Origin of the sequence: Neisseria sp. HMSC066H01, from assembly GCF_001837375.1 — a bacterium.
Classification (GTDB): domain Bacteria; phylum Pseudomonadota; class Gammaproteobacteria; order Burkholderiales; family Neisseriaceae; genus Neisseria.
Genome location: NZ_KV832194.1, coordinates 248391 through 269994, shown reverse-complemented (window position 1 = coordinate 269994; position 21604 = coordinate 248391). Strand labels below are relative to the sequence as shown.

The window sequence follows — 21604 nt, the reverse complement described above, 5'->3', positions numbered from 1 at the left end:
TTCAAACTTAGGAAAAGAGTGAAACCATGAATACATTGAACCAATTCTTAGCCCAACACCTGCCCGAACACAAACTGCCGCAAGAGCTGGCCAGCGTATTGGAATCCGTAGCCTCCGCTTGTTTGGACATTAACGCCAAAGTCCGCCTCGGCGCGCTTTCCGGCGTTTTGGGCATGGCAGGCACCGGCAACATCCAAGGCGAAGACCAAAAGAAACTTGACGTCATCGCCAACAACATCATGATTGATGTTTTAAAAGCCAATGCCAACATCGCAGGCCTTGCCAGCGAAGAAGAAGACACCTATGTCGCCACACACGAAAACGGCGGCTATTTGGTATTGTTTGACCCGCTGGACGGCTCTTCCAATATCGACGTCAACATCTCCGTCGGCACCATCTTCTCCGTCTTGGCCAAACCTGAAGGCGCATTGACTACCGAATCCTTCCTGCAAAAAGGCCGCGACCAAGTGGCCGCAGGTTATGTTTTATACGGTCCGCAAACCCAACTGGTATTGACTGTCGGTCACGGCGTATTCGTCTTCACTCTGGATGATGCCAACCAATTCCTGCTGACCAAAGAAAATCCGCGCGTTCCAGAATCCACTAAAGAATTCGCCATCAATATGTCCAACCAAAGACATTGGTTCGCCCCTGTTCAACAATACATTGACGAACTGCTGGCAGGTGAAACCGGCGTACGCGGCAAAAACTACAATATGCGCTGGGTAGCCAGCATGGTTGCCGAAATCCACCGCATCCTGATGCGCGGCGGCGTATTCATGTATCCGCAAGACAAATGCGACCCATCCAAACCGGGCAAACTGCGCCTGATGTACGAAGCCAACCCGATGAGCCTGATTATGGAACAAGCCGGCGGCGCATCAAACAACGCCATCGAAGCCATGCTCGACATCCAACCTACCGGCCTGCACCAACGTGTTGCCGTATTCATGGGCAGCCGCGAAGAAGTCGAATACGTTTACAATCTGCATCAAAAATAATCAGATGTATTGATTTCAAACCAAAGGCCGTCTGAAATATGATTTTCAGACGGCCTTTGATTAAAAAATAAAAGAAACAAAAATCAAAAAGGCAGACTCAAATCTGCCCTTTGCTGCTTCCCATCTAATCTTTATTGGATTACGCCGAACGAGCCAGCTCTTCCGCCGCTTTTTGCACTATATACGGCGTCAGTTTGTTCAAACAATCCGTATGCCCCAACGGACATTCGCGCTTGAAACAAGGCGAGCAATCCAAATTCAAGCTGACGATTTTTGCCTTTTGGCTTAGAGGCGGCGTATGGTCAGGGCTGGATGAGCCGTAAACCGCAACCAATTTCCGATCAAGCGCGGCCGCAAGGTGCATCAGACCGCTGTCGTTACACACAACCGTATCGGCGCAAGACAACAAATCAATCGCCTCCGAAAGATTAGTTTTGCCGCAAAGATTGGTACACAGGCCGTCTGAAAGCCGGTTGATTTCATCTGCAATATCAAAATCTTTTTGCGAACCAAACAGCCAAACCTGCCAACCTTCAGTCAAATAGCGGCGGCCCAGTTCGGCAAAATGACACGCAGGCCAACGCTTGGCCGGGCCATACTCCGCACCGGGACAAAATGCCAAAATCGGTTTATCCGTCGTCAAACCATGTTTTGCCAAAGCGGCTTGACGGCTTTCGGGATCAATCTTAAAACACGGATTATCGGAATGCCCATTAAAATCCGCTTGGGTCGGATACGCCAGCGCAGTATAGCGGTCAACCATCAGAGGCAACGCAGTCTTATCCAACTTGCGGATATCGTTCAACAAAAAATAGCGCGATTCGCCGACGTAGCCCGTACGCTGTTTAATACCCGTAGCCAAGGCAATAATGGCGGATTTGAGCGAACCGGGCAAAACAATCACTTGATCATAGCCTTCTTTTCCCAATTCACGCCCGATACGCCAGCGTTTTTTCAATTCCAACGCACCATGTCCAAACGGATTTTCCATCACACGGTTGATTTCAGGCATACGCTCAAATACGGCCATCGACCATTTGGGGGCAAAAGCATCAATGATGCAGCCGGGATACAGCTCATGCAAACGGCGATAAAGCGGTTGGGTCATGACGCAGTCGCCAATCCAGCTTGGGGTAATAATTAGGATTTTTTTGGACATAATGGAATGTGTTTTTAATTTTGGCTTATTGTAATACGATTTTTAAAAGGCCGTCTGAAACTTGGTTTAATCGCCCAGAACAAAACTAACTATTTGATACATGCCATTTCAACAGATGTACTCTGGTTTGAGCGTATGAAGCGTTTGTCTTCCCAATTTATCTGGTAAATTCTACAAATACCCAACCTGAGACAACAGACCGAACAGCGGCAAGCAATATTCTCTTCATTTTTAAAACCTTATAAAAACAGAAAGGCCGTCTGAAATATTTTCAGACGACCTTTTTATACTGGTTTAACGATGGTAGTTAGGCGCTTCCTTGGTGATTTGTACGTCGTGAACGTGGGATTCGTTCATACCGGCAGAAGTGATTTCTACAAATTCTGCTTTCTCGTGCATTTCAGCAATATTGGCGCAACCCAAGTAACCCATGCTGGAGCGCAGACCGCCGGTCAGCTGGTGGATGATGTTCACAATCGGGCCTTTGTAAGGCACGCGGCCTTCAATACCTTCAGGAACATATTTGTCTGTGCTGTCGGTTTTGTCTTGGAAGTAGCGGTCGGCGGAGCCTTGGCTCATCGCCCCCAACGAACCCATGCCGCGGTAAGACTTGTAAGAGCGGCCTTGGTAGAGTTCGATTTCGCCCGGTGCTTCTTCCGTACCGGCAAACATACCGCCGAGCATGACGCTGTATGCACCGGCAGCAAGTGCTTTGGCAATATCGCCGGAGAAGCGGATACCGCCGTCGGCAATCAGGGGAACGCCTGTACCTTTCAGGGCTTCGGAAACATTGTGAATCGCAGTCAGCTGAGGCACGCCCACGCCGGCCACGATACGGGTCGTACAAATCGAGCCAGGGCCGATACCGACTTTAACAGCATCCGCACCGGCAGCCACCAAATCCAAAGCGGCTTTGGCAGTCGCGATGTTGCCGCCAATGACTTGGATGTGCGGATAGGTTTCTTTTACCCAGCGCACGCGATCGATAACGCCTTGGCTATGGCCGTGGGCAGTATCAACCACAATCACGTCCACGCCTGCTTCCACCAATGCTTTGACGCGCTCTTCGGTATCGCCGCCGGTACCCACCGCGGCACCGACGCGCAGACGGCCTTCGGCATCTTTGTTGGCATTAGGGAACTCGGTTGTTTTCAGAATATCTTTAACGGTAATCAGACCTTTGAGTTCGTCTTGGTCATTCAACACCAAAACGCGCTCCACCTTGTGCGCATGCATGATCTCGCGTGCTTCATCAATGCTGGTACCTTCAGGAACGGTAACCAAACGGTCGCGGGGGGTCATGATGGCAGAAACAGGCAGATCGACACGGTTTTCAAAACGTAGGTCGCGGTTGGTCACGATACCGACCACTTTGCCGTTTTCAACAACAGGCAGACCGGACATTTTGCGTTTGCGTTGTGCGCGCATTTCCAATACGTCGCGGATCAATGCGGTCGGCGCAACGGTAACGGGATCTTTCACCACGCCGCTCTCATGGCGCTTCACTTTGGAAACGGCACGCGCTTGCAACTCCGGCGTCATGTTTTTATGGATGATGCCGATGCCGCCTTCTTGAGCCATAGAAATGGCCAGACGCGCTTCGGTAACGGTATCCATTGCAGCAGAAAGTAGAGGAAGGTTGAGCGTGATATCGCGGGTGAGTTTGGTTTGAAGTTTGACATCTCGAGGCAGCACGTTTGAGTGCGCTGGAACCAACAAAACGTCGTCGAAAGTATAGGCTTTTTCTACAATACGCATGATGCTCGGTCTTTCAGTTTGTGCAAGATGCACGGCATTATATCACACTGGCTTGATGCTAACATTGGCAATACACGTTTTAACGTTATTTTTTTACATGATTTGATCCGCAGTACAAAAATATGCCAACGCATTGCAGTTTCAAGTAAAATAGTCTAGATGAGAACATCATTTACATAAGGGAAACCCATGAAATCTTCCGTACTCAAAACCTGTCTGATAGCCGCCCTTCTCTCTTCCGCCGCCCTGACCGGCGCGGCCGAGGTTTACACTTGGAAAGGCACATCGGGCAACAGCTATTCCGATACGCCAAATCGCCTGCAACCAAAGCGTTCCGGCGTGGTCAACATCCGCACGCACAACGTCAAACCTGCCGTTGCGCCTGCTGTTGTAGCATCTGAGCCGGTTGCCGAGCAGCCCAACGAACAGGTTGCGGAACAAAACAAACAAATCGAAGAACGCAATAAAAAAATCGAAGAGCAAAACCGCCAAAACAAGCTGGAAAACTGCAAAATCGCCAAAATCAACCGCCAAGTCGCCGAAAGCGCACGCTTGGCCAATCGCGACAGCCTGATTAAACAATACCAAAACGACGTTAATAAATACTGCAATTAAGCTCACGAATAACAATATCAAAAAGGCCGTCTGAAATTTAATTTCAGACGGCCTTTATTTTTCAGTCCATCAATAATACAGTTGAACCAACAACAAGCCGATGGCCAAGCTGAATGCCATACTCAACAGACCTGGAATCATGAAACTGTGGTTGAAGATGAATTTGCCGATTTTGGTCGAGCCGGTTGTATCGAAGTCGATAGCGGCAATAATCGGACCGTAGTTTGGTATAAAGAAATAGCCGTTTACCGCAACAAATGTGCCGATAATGATGGGCGCAGGAATACCCAGTTTAATGGCGATTGGGAACAGCGTCGCCACTGTCGCGCCTTGGCTGTTGACCAATACCGACAAGACAAACAAGGCGAAGGCAAAAGTCCATGGTGCAGATTCGACTAAATGGCTGACGGTCGATTCCACTTCTGCCAAGTGGCCGTTCATCAAGGTATCGCCCAACCAAGCCACGCCAAACACTGCAATCACGGCACGCATACCGGCGTGGAATACCGAACCTCGGGTAATCGCATCGCCATTGGGTTTACACGCCAAAATAATCAGCGCAGAAGCAGACAACATCACAATTTCAATCGTATGCGCCATGCCCATAGGCTTGATCGCGCCATCGTGTTCAAAAGCAGGACGTAGCTCAGGCAGCGCACCCATCACAACCACCAGCAATGCCGCAGCCAAGAAAATACCGACCGACAATTTGGCTTTCGGCGAAATGGCGACATCGGTTTGTTGTTCCTCCACATCGATGTATTCTTTCACATAGTTCGGGTCTTTCAGCAAAGCCTGATAATGCGGATCGTCTTTCAATTCTTTGCCCAGTTTGTTTACGAACACGCAAGCCAAACCGATACCCAAAATCGTGGACGGAACGGTCACTTTCAACACGTCCGCCATCGTGATGTGTTGCGGCTCAAGCATGGAGACGCAGGCAACAACGGCAGCGGCAATCGGGCTGGCGACAATCGCAAATTGGGAAGCGATAACCGCCATTGTCAGCGGACGGGAAGGACGGATGCCATTGCGACGGCTGACTTCGGCAATCACGGGCAAGACCGAGTAAGCCACATGGCCCGTACCTGCCAACACGGTAAAAGTGTATGTTACCGCCGGCGCGATAAAGGTGATGTATTTCGGATTGCGGTGCAACACACGCGTGGCAATCTTAATCATATAGTCCAAACCGCCGCTGGCCTGCATGGCCGCCGCGGCAGACACTACCGCCATAATCATCAGCATCACATCAATAGGCGGGCTGGTCGGCTGCAGATGGAAACCAAAAGACAATACGGCCAAGCCGATACCGCCGAGCACGCCCAAACCAATACCGCCAACCTGCGCACCAATCAGGATACACAGCAGCACAACGGCAAACTGGATAAAAAACATAGTTGACATCACAACTCCCAAAATCCGGCCTTCGCCGAAATAAAATTACAAACGGTTGGATTATAGAGTAAACCCTCTTCCCTAACCATACTTTACCTAATTATACATACTGATCCACATCAAATAAATAATATTCTCATTTAACCAATAGACTCATCAAAAGCACAAAAAAGGCCGTCTGAAGATTTTCAGACGGCCTCTATGATTCAGATGAAATGATAAGGCTATTTTCCGGCTACTTCTTCATCCTTTATAAAATCCGATACGCCATGAATACAGCGGATTTTGCGTTCTGACAACGTTGCCTCCAACAAGGCATCGTTTTGCGGCAAGGAATCGCGTTCTGCCTCATTGTGCCAGAGGTGGTACGCAATGCCGGCAAATTTCAAATTATGGCGTTTCATCCCATTATGATAGCAACGGGCGACAAATTCGCTATCTTCCCTGCCCCAACCGACAAAGCTATTGTCAAACCCGTTAACGGCCAGCGCATCGCTGCGGAAAAAGCCCATATTGCAGGTTTTGATGCCTTTGTGTTTGCGGTTGCCTTTTCGGCCTGCCAGTTTGGCCAAACAACGACAGCGCAGGGCGGAAAGCCGTTTTTCTATTCCCGAGCTGAACATAGACAAAGCAGGCAAATCGCCTTCGTCCAAAATATCCTGCGTTTTATCCTCAGTCAAAATCACGCGGGAACCCTGTATCAGACGGCCTTTGCGGGCAATCTTCAAATGATCGGCGATAAAAGACGGATCCAAGACCATATCACCGTCAATCAACACAATATAATCGCCTTTCGCCTGCGCCAGCGCACGGTTGCGCGATTCGGCGGCACGAAAGCCTCTATCCGGCTGCCATGAATGCTTGACCGGAATACTTGTCCTGCGGCGGATAAAATCAACCACTTCGGCGGTTTCCTGCCTGGAGCCGTCATCCGCGACAATAATCTCATCCGGCAGACGGGTTTGCGATAAAGCCGATTTCAACACCAGCTCCAAAGCATCGGGACGGTTGTAAGTGGTGATGATGAGGGAGACGGTTATCGCGCGGTTGCGCTCATAGAGTTTGACATATTTGTAATACGAACCTTGCGCGTTGGACACCGAAATCGTCAGCCCGTCCGCGCCATAGGCAAAACCGCGTTTAAGCAGGTAATTTTTCACAAACGATACGCCGCCATGTAGCAAAGCCTTAAACGGCGAACTGTCTTTCTTAAAGCGGTTTTCTTCCGCATACAGCGAGCTGTACTGCTGCATTTTTTGAATCAGCCCTTCGGCGTTTTCAAAAGAATAATGTTTCAGACGGCCATCGAGTTGTTTAACCTTGGCTTCCTGCGGCAACACCAAAGACTCATGCACCTGACGGTCGGAAAAACGGGTAAATCTGCGATGATAAAGGCGCGGAATAATATCCGGATACCAGCCGCAGCCTTTAATCAAGCGGCCGTGGTAATGGTTCAGACGGGAAAGCGAAAAGATATGCTCCTTCTTATTTTCCAAAACGGCCGCACGAATGGCTTCGATTAAAGCCTCATCCGCCACTTCATCGCTGTCTATGCTGAAAATCCAATCGTTTTGCGCCAGCCTGGCCGCCAGATTTTTCATCGGACCAAACCCAATAAAATCATGCTTGTAATAGCTGACATTGGGAAAACCCTTGGCAATTTCAAAAGTACGGTCGGTCGAGCCGTTGTCCAACAGCAGGACTTCGTCAAAGTCTTTCAGCGCACTCAAAACTTCTGAGAGATAACGTTCTGAATTTTTTACCAACATGGCGGCGGTTGCCGGAATTGTGTGCATCATAAAAAGGCCGTCTGAAAAAGGAAGCTGTATTTTAACCGATATACCGCTACAATATGTCCTCCTTTTTTCAGACGGCCTGACTCATGCAGCTTATTCTTGCCCCCATGCAGGGGCTGGTGGACGATGTGATGCGCGACCTGTTGACGCGCATCGGCGGATTTGACGAATGTGTCAGCGAATTTGTCCGCATTACGCACACGGTCCACTCACGCGCCACTTGGCTTAAATATATTCCCGAAATCGCCCATGCCAACCGCACGCCGGCCGGCACACCCTGTACTGTCCAGCTTTTGGGCAGCGATGCGGAAAACATGGCCGTCAATGCTTTGGAAGCCGTGCGTTTCGGTACGGACAAAATCGACCTCAACTTCGGCTGCCCCGCGCCGACGGTCAACAAACACAAAGGCGGCGCGGTCTTGCTCAAAGAGCCGGACTTGATTTACCACATCGTCCGCACCCTGCGCCAACGCCTGCCGCAACACATCCCGCTGACTGCCAAAATGCGGCTCGGTTACGAAGACAAAAGCCTGGCATTGGAATGCGCCTCCGCGATTGAAAACGGCGGCGCATGCGCGTTAACCGTCCATGCACGCACCAAAGTCGAAGGCTACGAACCGCCGGCTCATTGGGAATGGGTGCGCAAAATCCGCGATGCAGTCAGTATTCCCGTTACTGCCAACGGCGATGTGTTCAGCCTTCAAGACTATCTCGACATTAAAACCGTCAGCGGCTGCGACAGCGTGATGCTCGGGCGCGGCGCGGTTATCCGTCCAGACTTGGCGCGGCAAATCAAGCAATATGAAAACGACGAAACAGTGAAAGACACCGACTTTGCCGAAGTCTCCTCATGGATAGTCCAGTTCTTCGACTTATGCCTTGCCAAAGAGGCCAACAACAAATATCCGGTTGCACGTTTGAAACAATGGCTGGGCATGATGAAAAAAGAGTTTGAACAGGCGCAGATATTGTTTGACCGTATCCGCGCCGTCAAAGAAGCGGATGAAGTAAAACAGATTCTGCTGTCGTTTGAACAAGAGATGCATTCATGATTCAAAAAGGCCGTCTGAATTTCAGACGGCCTTTAATATGATTACTGACAGATATAATCAGCCAACAGTCTGCCTTTTTCCGCACTGGCTGCATTGGCCATATTCACATGCCTGGTCTCAGGGCCATTCTTGGATTTCAGTGCTTCACCATATTTTTTGGCAAACTCTTTATTGGCACTGGTCACTCTTGACTCAGTGGCATCCAATATAAACCCGTCTTGCTCATATTTGCCTTGCGCAGTAATAATCAAGATATTTTCAGGCGAAGGATAATCCGGAAAATTAACATAATTGGTAACCAGCTTGTAGGAAACGCCTTTGCCGTGTTTCATATCCTGACAGATGCCGTTAGGCGCGGTAAAGACTGCGTGGCCGATACGGCCGTGGCCGAAATCGTAAAAATCGATTCTCTTAGCAGCCGCCAACAGTTTTTTATCATTGCCGTCATTGATATTTAATGACTTGCCGTTTACCAAAAACAGGGTTGGCAACAAGGGGTTGCCATGAGAGGCTTCCAAATTATATGCTTCGCCCAACAGCTTGCCCTGACGATACACAGTCAAGACAGGCTTTTTCAGACCTTTTTCCGGATTGCCGGTTTGCTTAAAAGAAATCTTCTGAAGTACATTGCCAAATTCATAATAAGGGCGCGACTGCACGCCTGTTTTCGTGTCCTGCAGGGCGCTCCAGTCACCGCCCGTCGTTTGGACGCATGCAGTCAGAGCAACAAACAGAATACCCAATAGTAAAACTTTAGAATGTTTCATTCATAAACTCCTTCTCAAGTAAACAAAAAAAACGGATGTGTGCCTTTACTGCTTATTTTTGTTTCTTTCTTTATTAAAATTTTAGAACTATTGTACTAAATTAGCAAGGGATTAAAGAACAGGCCGTCTGAACATTCAGATGGCCTTGATTAACATCAATTCTTAAGAAGCCAAAACGCGAGGGAACAAAATCTCATTTTCCAAATGGATGTGGTCTTTCAAATCGTCCACCATCTCTTTGGCCAATGCGTACAAACGGGTCCAGCTGCCGCAAGCGCCTTCGGGAAGCTCAAAATTATTGGTCAATTCTTCCAAACGCGCGATGGCCTGATCGTGGTCTTCGTGTTCATGCATCATCACGCTGATGGGCATGGCCGCGCCGCGACCCACACCCTGATTAATCATCGGGAACAACATGCGCTCCTCTTTCATCATGTGCATCAACAGCTCGTTTTGCATATAGGCCAACAAATCAGGAACTTCGGCAGGGAAAGTGTCGGCATGAACCTGCGCCACTTTTTGCGCCAGCGGAACCAACTCTTCAAACTGGGCGCGGTGGACATTGTGGTAACGCTGCAGGATATGGTCGATGGTGGAATTGAAAGGTGCGGTTTCCCAAACGGTAAAGTCGGTCATGGCTGTGTTCCTTTAAAGATTTATATTGAATGAATGTTAGGCATAAGGATACACGCAGCAATCAGCTTTGTATAGTTTTTTAATCGTTTAATTAATTGATAATAAAAGTTATTTTCAAATTTAAAATAACAAACAGGCCGTCTGAAACATAAAGTCAAAGTTTCAGACGGCCTGCCCTTTTCTTAAATAATCCAACGATATAAGGCAATCATTACCGGCATGGTTACCACACAAAGCAAGGTCGTCAGCCCATAAATCGCACTGGCTTTTTGGGCATTTTTGCCGTAAACAACCGCCATTTGGGTAACTGTCGAAGCGGCAGGCGAAGTCGTTGCCAAAAAGCTGATTAAAACAACCGTATCCGCATGCGCATCATGATGGGCAAAACCGCAGGCTTTAACGGCGAAAAGCAATAATGCCGGAATCAAAATCAGCCTTAAAAAAGCAACGAGATAAAGCCTCGGCGTCCACACAATCGAACGCAACGGCAAAGAGGCCAGCAGCATGCCCGCCACCAACATGGCAACCGGGCCAATCATACTGCCCACCGTCGCCAAAGTATTATCGACAATGTGCGGCAGCTTGATTTGAAAGGCAAACATCAGCAGCCCGACCAACATGGATAAGATGTTGATATTGGTGAAAATGGTTTTCCAAGCCACATTGCCGCGACCGCAAATCAACAGGCGCAGATGCGTCCAAAACAAAAACGTCTGCACCAAGATAAAACCGATGGTGTAAATCACCCATTCCGGCCCAAAGACCGACATCACCAAAGGAATAATCAGGTTGCCCGAATTGCTGTACACTGTCGCCGCGTGTTCGAGCGCATCGAGTTTGAACAAGTGTTTAAACACCCTACCCAAAACAATCAACACCACATGAAAAAACACCGCCAGCATAACGGAAAGCTTCAGCCCTTCGATAATCTGCGGCGCATTATCCATCTGAAAAGCATGAATCATGACGGACGGGCTGATCAAATAAAGCGCAATGACGGAGAGCGTGTAGCTGTTTTCCGATTTCAACAGCCCGGCCTTCACCAAAGCCATGCCCATCAAAACAATCAACGTCAGCTCGGTAATTTTTCCGGCAAGCAGAAAAGAGGTTTCCATAACAAAAAAAGCGGCAAAAACGTTGATTTTACGCTTCTACCGCTTGGCATGCCAAATTCAGACGGCCTGAAGCCTTTTTCCAACAACCCGACATAATTTGCCCTACCGCAAAGCAAACCAATATAAATCTGTCCGTATATCCGCTATAATCAGCCATTTTCTTCAAACAGGAAACATCATGTCCCCCAGCCGTTTCAATCAAACGGGCCCCAAAATCGGCCTGAGCGTACGCCTTGCAGAAACCCAAGCTGAAATCGAAGCCGCCCAAAGATTGCGCTATCAGGTTTTTGCCCAAGAATTGGGTGCGGAAATCGAAAGCAATGACGGCCGCGATGTTGATCCTTATGATGAGCATTGCCACCACCTGCTCGCGTTTGACGATGCAACCGGCGAAGTTATCGGCTGCTACCGCCTGATTACCGAAGAAACCGCAAAAAAAGTCGGCGGCTGGTACAGCGAGCATGAATTCGACCTTGAGCCTTTGAAAGACATCCTGCCGCAAACCGTCGAACTCGGCCGCGCCTGCACCCACCCGGACTACCGCAACGGCGGCTTGGTTATGCTGTTGTGGACCGGCTTGGTCAAATTCATGAAAGACGAAAACCTGCGCTTTATGATTGGTTGCGGCAGTATCGAAATGCGCGACGGCGGCAGCGATGCGGCCGGCCTGTATCATGCCTTGAAAGGCAAATACCTCGCCCCGGAACAATGGCGCGTCAAACCGCTCAATCCGCTCAAATGGGACAGCATCACGCCGTCTGAAAACCCACCCGTGCCCGCACTGATCAAAGGCTATCTCAAAGCAGGCGCGTGGTTTTGCGGCGAGCCTTGCGTCGATGAAGCGTTCAACTGCGCGGATGTGCTGATCATGATGGACATCAGCCACCTTTCCGACCGCTACTTGCAGCGTTTCGCCCCTAAAACCGATTCATAATAAAAGGCCGTCTGAAACTTCAGACGGCCTGCCTCATCTTTTATAAAAACACACACAATGACCGCCAAAATCCGTTTTATCTTCCGCCTCCTTTGCATTGCCGGCTGCCTTTTGTACGGCATGGCCGAAATGTTTTTTCTGTTTCCCTTTTACAGCAGCAAACGCAAACTGCGCGCGATTCAATTATGGTCGCTGCGCGTGCTTGCTTCCTGCGGCATGAAACTGCAAACTTTCGGCACGCCGCCGCAAGAAGGCCGCGGCCAAATGCTTATCAGCAACCATATTTCATGGTTGGACATTATGGCGGTCAACGGCGCATTCCCCGGCCGTTTTGTGGCTAAAGACGATGTAGCCAAATGGCCGGTGGTCGGTTATCTCGCCACACAGGCGCAAACGGTTTACGTCTCGCGCAACCGCGGCATCAAAGGCAATTCCGCCAAAATCGCCGGCGTGACCGAAGCGCTGAAAAACGGCGATACCGTCACCATTTTCCCCGAAGGCACCAGTACCGAAGGCCGTGAAATCCTGCCGTTCAAACCTAGCTTTTTTCAGACGGCCTACGATGCAGGCGTACCGATTATTCCGGCACTCTGCCGCTATCCGAATCCGGACGGCAGCAGCCCCAATCCGCACACCGCCTACTACGGCGACATCAGCCTCTGGCAATCTATCTGCATGGTCATCAGCCAGCCTTCCAGCACTGTCGAGCTGCATTTCCTTGATCCGATTGAAGCGGGAGAAGACCGCTACGCTACCGCGCTTCAAGTACACGCCCTGTTGAGCGAAAAGCAAAAACAGTTGGGCTGATCAAACAAAAGGCCGTCTGAATATTCAGACGGCCTTTTCCATTATCTTATGTCTTAAGATGAATATTGTACCGAATCGCTACCGCTTTTCTTTTGAATAAATTCGATTTTGTAGCCGTCCGGATCTTCGACAAACGCAATCACAGTCGTGCCGTGTTTCATCGGACCGGCTTCGCGTACCACTTTGCCGCCCTTTTCTTTGACACGTTCGCACGCAGCGTAAGCATCATCGACTTCAATCGCGATATGGCCGTAAGCATCGCCCAAATCGTAAGACTCGGTATCCCAATTGTGGGTCAGTTCCAAAACAGTATGGTCCGCTTCATCGCCATAACCGACAAAAGCCAAAGTAAAACGGCCTTCAGGATAATCGCGGCGGCGCAGCAGTTGCATATTCAATACGTTTTGATAGAAATCCAAAGAGCGTTCGAGATTGCCGACACGCAGCATAGTATGAAGCAAGCGCATGATTTTGTTCCTTTCTGAATTATATTTGGTCATGAATTATAACACATCGGGCCCCATCCTCTTCAGCCTCAAAATACTGACACTGAAACTGCATAAAAATGAAGCACACACCCTGCCATCATTTGAATTTCATGTATTAACAAGCACACCGACTGACTAAATTGCTATAATCGCCACACTTACAACACAACACTTCAAACCGCCATGAAAACCTTTGTTCTTCCCGATACCCGCCCTTATCCGCAAAGCCCTATCAAAAACCACCTTCTGCTCAATGCCTATCAGCTGGCACACAACTCCTCCTCCGCATCACGCAAACTTTCGGCCGGCCAACTGCAAACCGAAATCCGCACCATGCTCAGCCAAAACCATTATATCAACCTTTCATTGGCAATGACCATGGCGCCCGATGTCGGCACTTACACCAGCCTGATTCAAAGCGTGGGCGAAGTCCTGAAGGCAGAAAACGATAACGAAGCCCAATGGTTTGCCCTGCCTGTCGTTTTGGTTGCCGGTTGCAAAAAAGAACAAACCCTGCCGCTCACGCTGCCTACCGAATCCCTCTTCGCCTGCCTGCAAAACTACCCCAACCTGCGCGCCCTCACGCAAAACACGCAATGGCTGCCCTACCTCGTCCAATCGACCGATTTGAGCAGCGTTACCCCGGGCGAATGGTTCCAAGCCAAGCAAAACGATGAAGCGGCAGGCGCATTCCAGCAAAAATTCGAATACAAACCATTGGCGCTGCCCGAAGGCCAATCCGTCCATGTTGTTTACGCGCTGGGCTACGGCGATAAAAGCATTCAGACGGCCTTGGGCCTCAACCTGCAACAGGCAGGCCTGCCGCTGATGCAGGTTTGGCAAGAGCATCTCGCCCTCGACGGCGTTACCCTCTTCACCAACCCGCTCTCGCCCAATACGCCGCTTGACGCACTGACCGAAGGCAGCCATACCCGCCAACGCATGGCCATGGACGTTTTTGCCACCAACGCCATCCGCGCCATACGTATGCAAAGCCCGCGCGTCGGCGTTGTTGCCGCAGCCAAGGCGGACGGCAAGCTCCAGTTTAGCTTCAACGCGACTGACAGCGCGTTTGAAATCGTTCCGCAGACCTTCACTTGGGAGCTGGCTTCAACCGACAATATCGCCATCGTTCAGCAAAACTTCCTCGACCTGATGGCAGAATGCCGCATCGAGCACCTCTACCTGCTGCACAACCCACTGGGCGAAAACGAAAATATCCCGACTTATGCCCAAGCATTGAAACTGGAAGGCCATAATCCTTTCTTCAGCAATGTAAACTAAATTGAAAATGCAACACGCAAGGCCGTCTGAAAACGGTTCAGCGTGTTGCATTGATTTTCAAACCTTACCGCTCATTTTCACAAACATGAAAACCCACAAAATTCTTTTTGTCTGCCTCGGCAACATCTGCCGCTCCCCCATGGCCGAATACGTCCTACGCCACCGCGCCCGCGAAGCAGGCATGGGCAATGCCGTCATCACAGCCAGCGCAGGCACGTCAGGTTGGCACGACGGCGAAAACATGCACGAAGGCACGCGCCGCGTGCTCAAACAACACGGCATCGACCCATCAGGCTTTACCAGCAGCAAAATCAAACCCAGCGATGCCGATCATTTCGACTACATCATCGTGATGGATGACAACAACCTCAGAGAAACCGAAAAGCAGCTCGGTTTTCACCCCGGCAAAATCTTCAAACTGACCGACCTTATCCCCGATTCAGGCTACAACCATGTTCCCGATCCATGGTACACAGGCGACTTTGACGAAACCTACCGCCTGGTCGATGCCGGCAGTTTGGCCTTGTTGGAAAAACTGAAACAGGCTTAAACCGGCTGGAACAATAAAAGGCCGTCTGAACAGGTATCCGCAAAAGCCATGCTTTCGTGATGACCTGTTCAGACGGCCTTTATTAATCACCGCATCAACCCACGCGGTAAAAAGCCAGGCTGCCCAATAAGTTCGGCAGATGTTTGACCTGCCGGTTGCCCGTCATGACCGCACGCTCAAGCACGCGGATTTTGTTTTTGGCACACAGCAAATCAAAGTCTTTGAGGGTACACCAATGGATATTGGGCGTATCGTACCAATGATACGGCATGCGCTCGGAAACCGGCATATGGCCGCCGACGGCGATTTGAAAGCGGTTGCGCCAGTAGCCGAAATTAGGGAAGCTGACAATCGCCTGCTTGGCTACACGCATCAGGCAACGCAGGATTTTTTCCGTGTTCTGCATGGCTTGAATGGTTTGGCTCAAGACAATCACATCAAAGCTTTGATCGCCAAACGCCGCCAAGCCCTCTTCCAAGTCAGCCTGAATAACGTTTACACCGCGGGTCATGGCGGCAATCACGCTGTCGGTATCGATTTCGATGCCGTAACCGGCGCAGTTTTTATGCGCCACCAGCGCGGCTAGCAGCTCGCCGTCGCCGCAGCCTAAATCGAGTACGCGGCTGCCTTCGGGTATCCAATCGTAAATGAGTTGCAAATCGTCGCGCAGATTCATTTTTGGCAGTCCTTGTAAACGTTGTTCATATAAGCGGCAACCGCGCGGATATAGGCTTCGTCTTCCATCAAGAAAGCATCATGGCCGTGATTGGATTTGACTTCGATGTACTGCACGGATTTTTGCGCGGCGATTAATGCCTTGACCAATTCATGCGAACGTTGCGGCGAGAAGCGCCAGTCGGTGCTAAAGCTCGCGACAAAGAGTTTGGCCTGCACATTTTCCACGGCGCGCGTGAGGTTGTGGCCGTAATCGGCGGCCGGGTCGAAGTAGTCGAGCGCCTTGGTCATCAGCAGATAAGTGTTGGCATCAAAACGGCCGACAAACTTGTCGCCTTGATAGCGCAGATAAGATTCCACTTCAAATTCAACGCCGTAGCCGTACTGATAGCCGTCTGATTTTAAAATGCGGCCGAATTTTTTACCCAAACCGTCTTCGGCAAGATAGGTAATGTGCCCCATCATGCGCGCGATACGCAAACCGCGTGAAGGAACGGTATGATGGCTGCGGTAATTACCTTCGTGGAAATCGGGATCGGTCAAAATCGCCTGACGGGCAACATCGTTAAACGCGATGTTTTGGGTGGAAAGTTTAGGCGCGGAAGCGATAACGAGTGCGTGGGCAACGCGTTCGGGCAAAGAAATCGTCCATTGCAATGCCTGCATGCCGCCCAAGCTGCCGCCGACAACGGCCGCCCATTTTTGGATGCCGAGATAATCGGCAAGCATGGCTTGGGACTTCACCCAGTCTTTGACGGTTACAACCGGAAAATCCGCACCATATTCGCGGCCGGTTTCAGGATTCTCGGACAAAGGGCCGGTGCTGCCGTCGCAGCCGCCCAAGTTGTTCAAACCGACCACAAAAAAGCGTTCGGTATCAATGGGTTTGCCGGGACCGACCATATTGTCCCACCAACCGGCGTATTTATCCTCCGCACTGTGCTTGCCGGCAACATGATGATTACCTGATAAGGCGTGGCAGATAAGGACGGCATTGCTTTTGTCGGCATTGAGCGTGCCGTAGGTTTCAATCATCAGGTCGAAACGAGGTAAGGTTTTGCCGTTTTCCAGAGCAAGCGGTGTGTCAAACGGAATTTTCCGGGGCGTTACAATGCCCACTGAGGCATTTGTTGTCATTTGTAATTTCCAAGTGATGCGGCAAAAGGGGTATTATAACGTTTCGTTTTTGTTTTGTGCATGAGGCTTCAGACGGCCTGCCCTAATTAGAGGCAATATTTTTGGGAGGATATGAAATGATAGGCAGGCTTTTGCGATTTTTTTTCTTTTGCGCCATCGCGGCATTGATTGTGAACCGTCTGTTCAGCCGCCAACAAAAGCGCACCATTCGGGAAATCGCCAAAATCAGCGCGTGGGTATTGCTGGGGGCGGCGGCGGCTACGCTGTTTTGGTATTTGATGATGCTGTTTTTCAAGCATATTCCCAATTCTTATTGAAATAAAATATAAAAGGCCGTCTGAAAACCTTAATCCAGCGTTTTCAGACGGCCTTTTGATATTCAAACTTAAAACAATTCTTCCGGAATCTTGCAAACCGGAATCGGATTGACTTTGTGCTGCATGGCTTTGTGCAATCGGGTATAGATTGCCAAAACTTCGCGCTGCCTGCCCTCAAAATCTTCAGGCTTGTGGCTGCCGTACACGCTCATCGCCCATTCGAGTTCGGGATAAGATGCGCCCATTTGTTCTTCATCGGTACGCTCGGTATCCCAAAGGCCGTCTGTCGGCACGGCTTTTTGAATGTCTTCCGATACGTCTAACTCGGCTGCCAGCGCGTACACTTGAGTCTTGGTCAAATCGGCAATCGGGCTGATGTCCACGCCGCCGTCACCGTATTTGGTGAAGAAACCGACGCCGAAATCTTCAATTTTGTTGCCCGTCCCGGCCACCAGCAAACCATGCAGCTGGCCGTAATAATAAAGCGTCGTCATGCGAAGGCGGCTGCGTGCATTGGCCAGTGCCAGCTGTTTGTTGGGAAATTCGGTTTCGCTGACGTCAACGGTATCGGCAAACGTATCGAACGCCGGAGTCAAATCAACGCTTTGCGCTTTTACGTTAGGATAACGCTGTTTCAGACGGCCCATGTGTTCTTGCGCGCGGTTAACTTGGTCGGATTTCTGACGAATCGGCATTTCCAACAACAAAACCGACAAACCGGTTTGCGCGGCAAGGGTGGAAACCACGGCAGAATCGATGCCGCCGGATACGCCGACGACAAAACCTTTGGCACGCGCCTGCTCGGCGTAATCTTTGAGCCATTGAACGATATGGCGGATGATGGCTTGGGTTTGCATAGGGATAAATGTTCGCTTCAAATAAACCGAATGATAGCCTGATTTGCACTTACCTGAAAGACGACAGGGTATAATGTTTCTTTTATTTCTTGCACACACACCATGTCCAAACCCATTCTTTTGCGCTGGCTCGCCGTCTGCCTGATTCCGCTTGCCACCCTTTTGTGGTTTGCCCTCAACCCGCCCGAAGACAAAACGCAACACCTCATCAACGGTATCATCCTTGCCTGCGAAGCCACGTTCCTATTTAAATTCGTCCTCTTTGACGTCATCAAACACCACCTCAAACAAGAGCCCGAATTGAAACGGCAAAGCATTGGGATGTTTATCCCGATTGTTTTGCTGATTGTTTATTTGTTCCACTATTTCGGCGCATTCTGATGTTTTCAGACGGCCTTGGGCATATTTTTCCATGACCACTCCCCCACCTTATACCTGCTGGATTTTCTGCAACGTCATCGACAACTTCGGCGACATCGGCGTTTCATGGCGGCTGGCGCGTATTTTGCAACGCGAACTCGGCTGGCAAGTGCATTTATGGACAGATGATTTCCCGTCCCTTCAAGCACTTTGCCCTGATTTGGCCTCGATTCCCAATATCCATCAAGGCATCGGCATTCACGCTTGGCAAGCCGACCATGCCGAAGATACCGATACAGCCCCTACCCCCGACATTGTCATCGAAACCTTCGCCTGCGAACTGCCCGATGACGTTCAATCCATCATCCGCCAACACCAACCGCTTTGGCTCAACTGGGAATACCTCAGCGCGGAAGACAGCAACGAGAGGTTGCACTTAATGCCCTCGCTACAAGCCGGCGGCATACAGAAATACTTTTGGTTTATGGGTTTCAGCGAAAAAAGCGGCGGCCTGCTGCGCGAACGTGATTACGCCGAATTTGCCCGCTTTGATACGGAAACCTTACGCCGACAACTCAAACTTCCCGCAAAAAATGCGCCTGAATGGCTGCTTTTCGGCTATCAAAGCGATATTTGGGCAAAATGGCTGACCATGTGGCAACAGGCCGGCCAACCCATTACCTTGCTGCTTGCAGGTACACAAATCATCGCCAGCCTGAAAAACAGCGGCCTAGTGCCGCCAAATACCCTGCTTGAAGACGGCGATGTGTATCAGAGCGAACACATTACCCTGATCAAAATCCCTTTCGTTGCCCAACAAGATTTCGACAAACTACTCAACCTTGCCGACGGCGCCGTCATACGCGGCGAAGACAGCTTTGTTCGCGCTCAACTCGCCGGAAAACCTTTCTTTTGGCACATCTATCCGCAAGAAGAAAATATCCATCTCGACAAGCTGCACGCTTTTTGGGACAAAGCGCATCAAGTTTATCCGGATGTTGTCGCCACGGCACACCGCCTCCTTTCCGACGAACTCAACAACGGCGAAGCACTCAGCGACAACCAACGCCTGCAGGCATGGCAAACCTTGACGGCACATCAAAACGAATGGCGCCAAAGCGCGGCAAAATGGCGGGACGGACTTTTTGCCCAAAAAAGTGCCGTCGAAAAACTTGCCGCCTTTATTTCAAAGCACAAAAAAATACGCTAAAATAGCGCGTTTTATTACAACCGATTTGATTGGAAAACCACAATGAAAACAGCACAAGAACTGCGCGCCGGCAACGTATTCATGGTCGGCAACGATCCTATGGTCGTTCAAAAAACCGAATACATCAAAGGCGGCCGCTCTTCCGCCAAAGTCAGCATGAAACTGAAAAACCTGCTGACCGGTGCCGCTACTGAAACCATTTACAAAGCCGACGACAAATTCGACGTCGTGATCCTGTCCCGCAAAAACTGTACTTACAGCTACTTTGCCGACCCAATGTACGTCTTCATGGACGAAGAATTCAACCAATACGAAATCGAAGCCGACAACATCGGCGACGCGTTGAAATTCATCGTTGACGGCATGGAAGACCAATGCGAAGTTACTTTCTACGAAGGCAACCCAATCTCCGTAGAATTGCCTACCATCATCGTTCGCGAAGTCGAATACACCGAGCCTGCCGTTAAAGGCGATACTTCCGGCAAAGTGATGAAAACCGCACGTCTGGTCGGCGGCACTGAAATCCAAGTGATGTCTTACATCGAAAACGGCGACAAAATCGAAATCGATACCCGTACCGGCGAATTCCGCAAACGCGCCTAATCAGCCCGTAATACAAAAAGGCCGTCTGAAACAAGTTTCAGACGGCCTTTTATCAATCTGCCTTATTGTTTCTTCAAGCCCTTGGCTTCGACAGTGGCAATCGTACCGTCAATGCCTTTGCTCTTAATCAGCTCGCCAAACTGATTGCGGTATACTGTTACCAAGCTGGTACCGTCCACGCGGATGTTGTAAATCTTATACACACCGCCGCTTTGGTAAAGCTGGTAAGCCACTTCATACTTCGTACCTTTTTTGGTTTGAATTTCTGAGAAAACATCAAACTTATTACCGTTTGCCGTCATCTTCGGCAACAGGCGCACATTTGCATCCGCCGCGCCAATCAGTGCAGAGTGAGAGTACATCGCAATGACCATGTCTTTGAATGCACGGATAAAATCGGTTTTCTGTTTGGCAGAAAATTCACGCCATGGCGCGCCAACCGCCAAAGCCGAAATACGCTCATAATCCAGATAACGGTCGGCATACTGCTCAACCTGTTTCACACGTTGCGCCTCTGTCAAAGACGTATTGCGTGCGATTTTCAACACAGAATCAATATTCTGCTGCATCTGCTTTTGCGCCGGATGCGTTTCCGCCGCCACATAAGGCGCGGCAATTACCATTGGTGCAGCCACAATCAAAGTCTGAAGAAAACGGTTCATGATGATATCCATCCAAAATAAAACCGCATTGTAAAAACAATCCATTCCAAAAAACTTAATTCTTTGTAAAAGCAGGCATGAGCAATGAAAAATCCTGCAATTAAATTTCAGACGGCCTGATAAAAATAAGATAACATATAAACATTATTTTCAAAGGAGGAAGCCATGCCCTACGTCAACATCAAAGTAACCGGCGGCAGCGAAGCCCCGAGCGCGGAGCAAAAAGCCGAATTAATCCGCGGCGTCACCGAATTACTCTCACGCGTTCTCAACAAAAACCCTGAGACAACCGTCGTCGTCATCGACGAAATCGATATGGACAACTGGGGCATAGGCGGCAAAAGCGTGACGGTTCGCCGTGCCGAAGCGCGCAATAAGTAAGCCTTGGCCGTCTGAAACCCTTTTAATTTACCCGCAAAAAGA

24 protein-coding genes are annotated in these 21604 nt (G+C 49.9%); 12 read left to right on the top strand and 12 right to left on the bottom strand.

All coding sequences use genetic code 11. From position 1 onward, the window contains the following. The first annotated feature begins 26 nt into the window (after window positions 1-26). Window positions 27-1001 carry a class 1 fructose-bisphosphatase gene (locus tag HMPREF2551_RS05425; protein ID WP_070837656.1) on the top strand — a complete coding sequence of 325 codons (975 nt, stop codon included), beginning with the start codon at window positions 27-29 and terminating at the stop codon, window positions 999-1001. A 139-nt stretch (window positions 1002-1140) separates the two neighbouring features. Here the strand turns inward: HMPREF2551_RS05425 and waaF are convergent, their stop codons facing one another. Together waaF and guaB are read right to left on the bottom strand one after the other, a co-directional pair. Further along, window positions 1141-2160, bottom strand: coding sequence for a lipopolysaccharide heptosyltransferase II (waaF, locus tag HMPREF2551_RS05420; protein ID WP_070837654.1), 1020 nt, complete (start codon window positions 2158-2160; stop codon window positions 1141-1143). A 294-nt stretch (window positions 2161-2454) separates the two neighbouring features. After that, on the bottom strand, window positions 2455-3918 hold the full coding sequence (guaB, locus tag HMPREF2551_RS05415) for an IMP dehydrogenase (RefSeq protein WP_070837652.1): 1464 nt from the start codon (window positions 3916-3918) through the stop codon (window positions 2455-2457). Between the two features lie 189 nt (window positions 3919-4107). On the opposite strand from guaB, the gene HMPREF2551_RS05410 reads away from it, so the two are divergent. After that, complete coding sequence (locus tag HMPREF2551_RS05410; RefSeq protein ID WP_070837650.1) at window positions 4108-4533, top strand: DUF4124 domain-containing protein; 426 nt, start codon at window positions 4108-4110, stop codon at window positions 4531-4533. 69 nt (window positions 4534-4602) lie between these two features. Here the strand turns inward: HMPREF2551_RS05410 and HMPREF2551_RS05405 are convergent, their stop codons facing one another. Both HMPREF2551_RS05405 and HMPREF2551_RS05400 read right to left on the bottom strand, forming a co-directional pair. Further along, the gene (locus HMPREF2551_RS05405) at window positions 4603-5931 is read right to left on the bottom strand and encodes an anaerobic C4-dicarboxylate transporter family protein (protein WP_070837648.1); all 1329 of its coding nucleotides are present in this window, start codon (window positions 5929-5931) and stop codon (window positions 4603-4605) included. Window positions 5932-6155: 224 nt separating this feature from the next. Beyond that, the gene (locus HMPREF2551_RS05400; RefSeq protein ID WP_070837646.1) at window positions 6156-7730 is read right to left on the bottom strand and encodes a glycosyltransferase family 2 protein; all 1575 of its coding nucleotides are present in this window, start codon (window positions 7728-7730) and stop codon (window positions 6156-6158) included. Between the two features lie 83 nt (window positions 7731-7813). Between HMPREF2551_RS05400 and HMPREF2551_RS05395 the strand changes: the two genes are divergently transcribed. Further along, window positions 7814-8779, top strand: coding sequence for a tRNA dihydrouridine synthase (locus HMPREF2551_RS05395; protein ID WP_070837644.1), 966 nt, complete (start codon window positions 7814-7816; stop codon window positions 8777-8779). A 41-nt stretch (window positions 8780-8820) separates the two neighbouring features. Here HMPREF2551_RS05395 and HMPREF2551_RS05390 read toward each other — a convergent pair whose 3' ends face one another. From HMPREF2551_RS05390 to HMPREF2551_RS05380, 3 genes are all read right to left on the bottom strand, one after another. After that, window positions 8821-9546 carry a DUF8095 domain-containing protein gene (locus HMPREF2551_RS05390; RefSeq protein WP_070837642.1) on the bottom strand — a complete coding sequence of 242 codons (726 nt, stop codon included), beginning with the start codon at window positions 9544-9546 and terminating at the stop codon, window positions 8821-8823. A gap of 162 nt (window positions 9547-9708) precedes the next feature. Beyond that, the gene (dnrN, locus tag HMPREF2551_RS05385; RefSeq protein WP_036490552.1) at window positions 9709-10182 is read right to left on the bottom strand and encodes an iron-sulfur cluster repair protein DnrN; all 474 of its coding nucleotides are present in this window, start codon (window positions 10180-10182) and stop codon (window positions 9709-9711) included. A gap of 182 nt (window positions 10183-10364) precedes the next feature. Next, window positions 10365-11297 (bottom strand): AEC family transporter, encoded by a 933-nt coding sequence (locus HMPREF2551_RS05380; RefSeq protein ID WP_070837640.1) that lies wholly within the window; start codon window positions 11295-11297, stop codon window positions 10365-10367. Window positions 11298-11475: 178 nt separating this feature from the next. Between HMPREF2551_RS05380 and HMPREF2551_RS05375 the strand changes: the two genes are divergently transcribed. Then, window positions 11476-12231, top strand: coding sequence for a GNAT family N-acetyltransferase (locus HMPREF2551_RS05375; RefSeq protein WP_049322298.1), 756 nt, complete (start codon window positions 11476-11478; stop codon window positions 12229-12231). Between the two features lie 57 nt (window positions 12232-12288). Then, the gene (locus tag HMPREF2551_RS05370; RefSeq protein ID WP_003747133.1) at window positions 12289-13038 is read left to right on the top strand and encodes a lysophospholipid acyltransferase family protein; all 750 of its coding nucleotides are present in this window, start codon (window positions 12289-12291) and stop codon (window positions 13036-13038) included. 53 nt (window positions 13039-13091) lie between these two features. Here HMPREF2551_RS05370 and gloA read toward each other — a convergent pair whose 3' ends face one another. Further along, window positions 13092-13505, bottom strand: coding sequence for a lactoylglutathione lyase (gene gloA, locus HMPREF2551_RS05365; protein ID WP_049348681.1), 414 nt, complete (start codon window positions 13503-13505; stop codon window positions 13092-13094). A gap of 204 nt (window positions 13506-13709) precedes the next feature. Here gloA and HMPREF2551_RS05360 point away from each other — a divergent pair, with 204 nt between their 5' ends. Together HMPREF2551_RS05360 and HMPREF2551_RS05355 are read left to right on the top strand one after the other, a co-directional pair. After that, window positions 13710-14810 carry a conjugal transfer protein gene (locus tag HMPREF2551_RS05360; protein ID WP_070837638.1) on the top strand — a complete coding sequence of 367 codons (1101 nt, stop codon included), beginning with the start codon at window positions 13710-13712 and terminating at the stop codon, window positions 14808-14810. 85 nt (window positions 14811-14895) lie between these two features. Continuing rightward, window positions 14896-15360: a low molecular weight protein-tyrosine-phosphatase gene (locus tag HMPREF2551_RS05355; RefSeq protein WP_070822428.1), complete on the top strand. Its 465-nt coding sequence runs from the start codon at window positions 14896-14898 to the stop codon at window positions 15358-15360. A gap of 94 nt (window positions 15361-15454) precedes the next feature. Here the strand turns inward: HMPREF2551_RS05355 and metW are convergent, their stop codons facing one another. Continuing rightward, the gene (gene metW, locus HMPREF2551_RS05350) at window positions 15455-16036 is read right to left on the bottom strand and encodes a methionine biosynthesis protein MetW (protein ID WP_049322294.1); all 582 of its coding nucleotides are present in this window, start codon (window positions 16034-16036) and stop codon (window positions 15455-15457) included. Beyond that, entirely contained in the window at window positions 16033-17172 is a 1140-nt protein-coding gene (locus tag HMPREF2551_RS05345; RefSeq protein WP_070837636.1) for a homoserine O-succinyltransferase MetX, read from the bottom strand. The genes metW and HMPREF2551_RS05345 overlap by 4 nt, the downstream gene beginning before the upstream one ends. Window positions 17173-17288: 116 nt before the next feature. On the opposite strand from HMPREF2551_RS05345, the gene HMPREF2551_RS05340 reads away from it, so the two are divergent. Then, window positions 17289-17489 carry a protein MIGRI gene (locus HMPREF2551_RS05340; RefSeq protein WP_003747144.1) on the top strand — a complete coding sequence of 67 codons (201 nt, stop codon included), beginning with the start codon at window positions 17289-17291 and terminating at the stop codon, window positions 17487-17489. A gap of 68 nt (window positions 17490-17557) precedes the next feature. On the opposite strand, the gene nadE is transcribed toward HMPREF2551_RS05340, so the two are convergent. Then, window positions 17558-18346, bottom strand: coding sequence for an NAD(+) synthase (gene nadE / locus HMPREF2551_RS05335; RefSeq protein WP_003747146.1), 789 nt, complete (start codon window positions 18344-18346; stop codon window positions 17558-17560). A 102-nt stretch (window positions 18347-18448) separates the two neighbouring features. Between nadE and HMPREF2551_RS05330 the strand changes: the two genes are divergently transcribed. The 3 genes from HMPREF2551_RS05330 to efp are packed head-to-tail and all read left to right on the top strand — an operon-like array spanning window position 18449 to window position 20519. Next, entirely contained in the window at window positions 18449-18727 is a 279-nt protein-coding gene (locus tag HMPREF2551_RS05330) for a hypothetical protein (protein WP_070837634.1), read from the top strand. Between the two features lie 31 nt (window positions 18728-18758). Further along, a complete protein-coding gene (earP, locus tag HMPREF2551_RS05325) occupies window positions 18759-19916 on the top strand; it encodes an elongation factor P maturation arginine rhamnosyltransferase EarP (protein WP_070837633.1) in 1158 nt (385 codons plus the stop codon). Window positions 19917-19958: 42 nt separating this feature from the next. Further along, window positions 19959-20519 (top strand): elongation factor P, encoded by a 561-nt coding sequence (gene efp / locus HMPREF2551_RS05320; RefSeq protein WP_036490530.1) that lies wholly within the window; start codon window positions 19959-19961, stop codon window positions 20517-20519. 62 nt (window positions 20520-20581) lie between these two features. Here efp and HMPREF2551_RS05315 read toward each other — a convergent pair whose 3' ends face one another. Continuing rightward, complete coding sequence (locus HMPREF2551_RS05315) at window positions 20582-21181, bottom strand: MlaC/ttg2D family ABC transporter substrate-binding protein (protein ID WP_070838046.1); 600 nt, start codon at window positions 21179-21181, stop codon at window positions 20582-20584. 165 nt (window positions 21182-21346) lie between these two features. Here HMPREF2551_RS05315 and HMPREF2551_RS05310 point away from each other — a divergent pair, with 165 nt between their 5' ends. Then, window positions 21347-21562 (top strand): tautomerase family protein, encoded by a 216-nt coding sequence (locus tag HMPREF2551_RS05310; protein ID WP_003682441.1) that lies wholly within the window; start codon window positions 21347-21349, stop codon window positions 21560-21562. The last annotated feature ends 42 nt before the right edge of the window (window positions 21563-21604 follow it).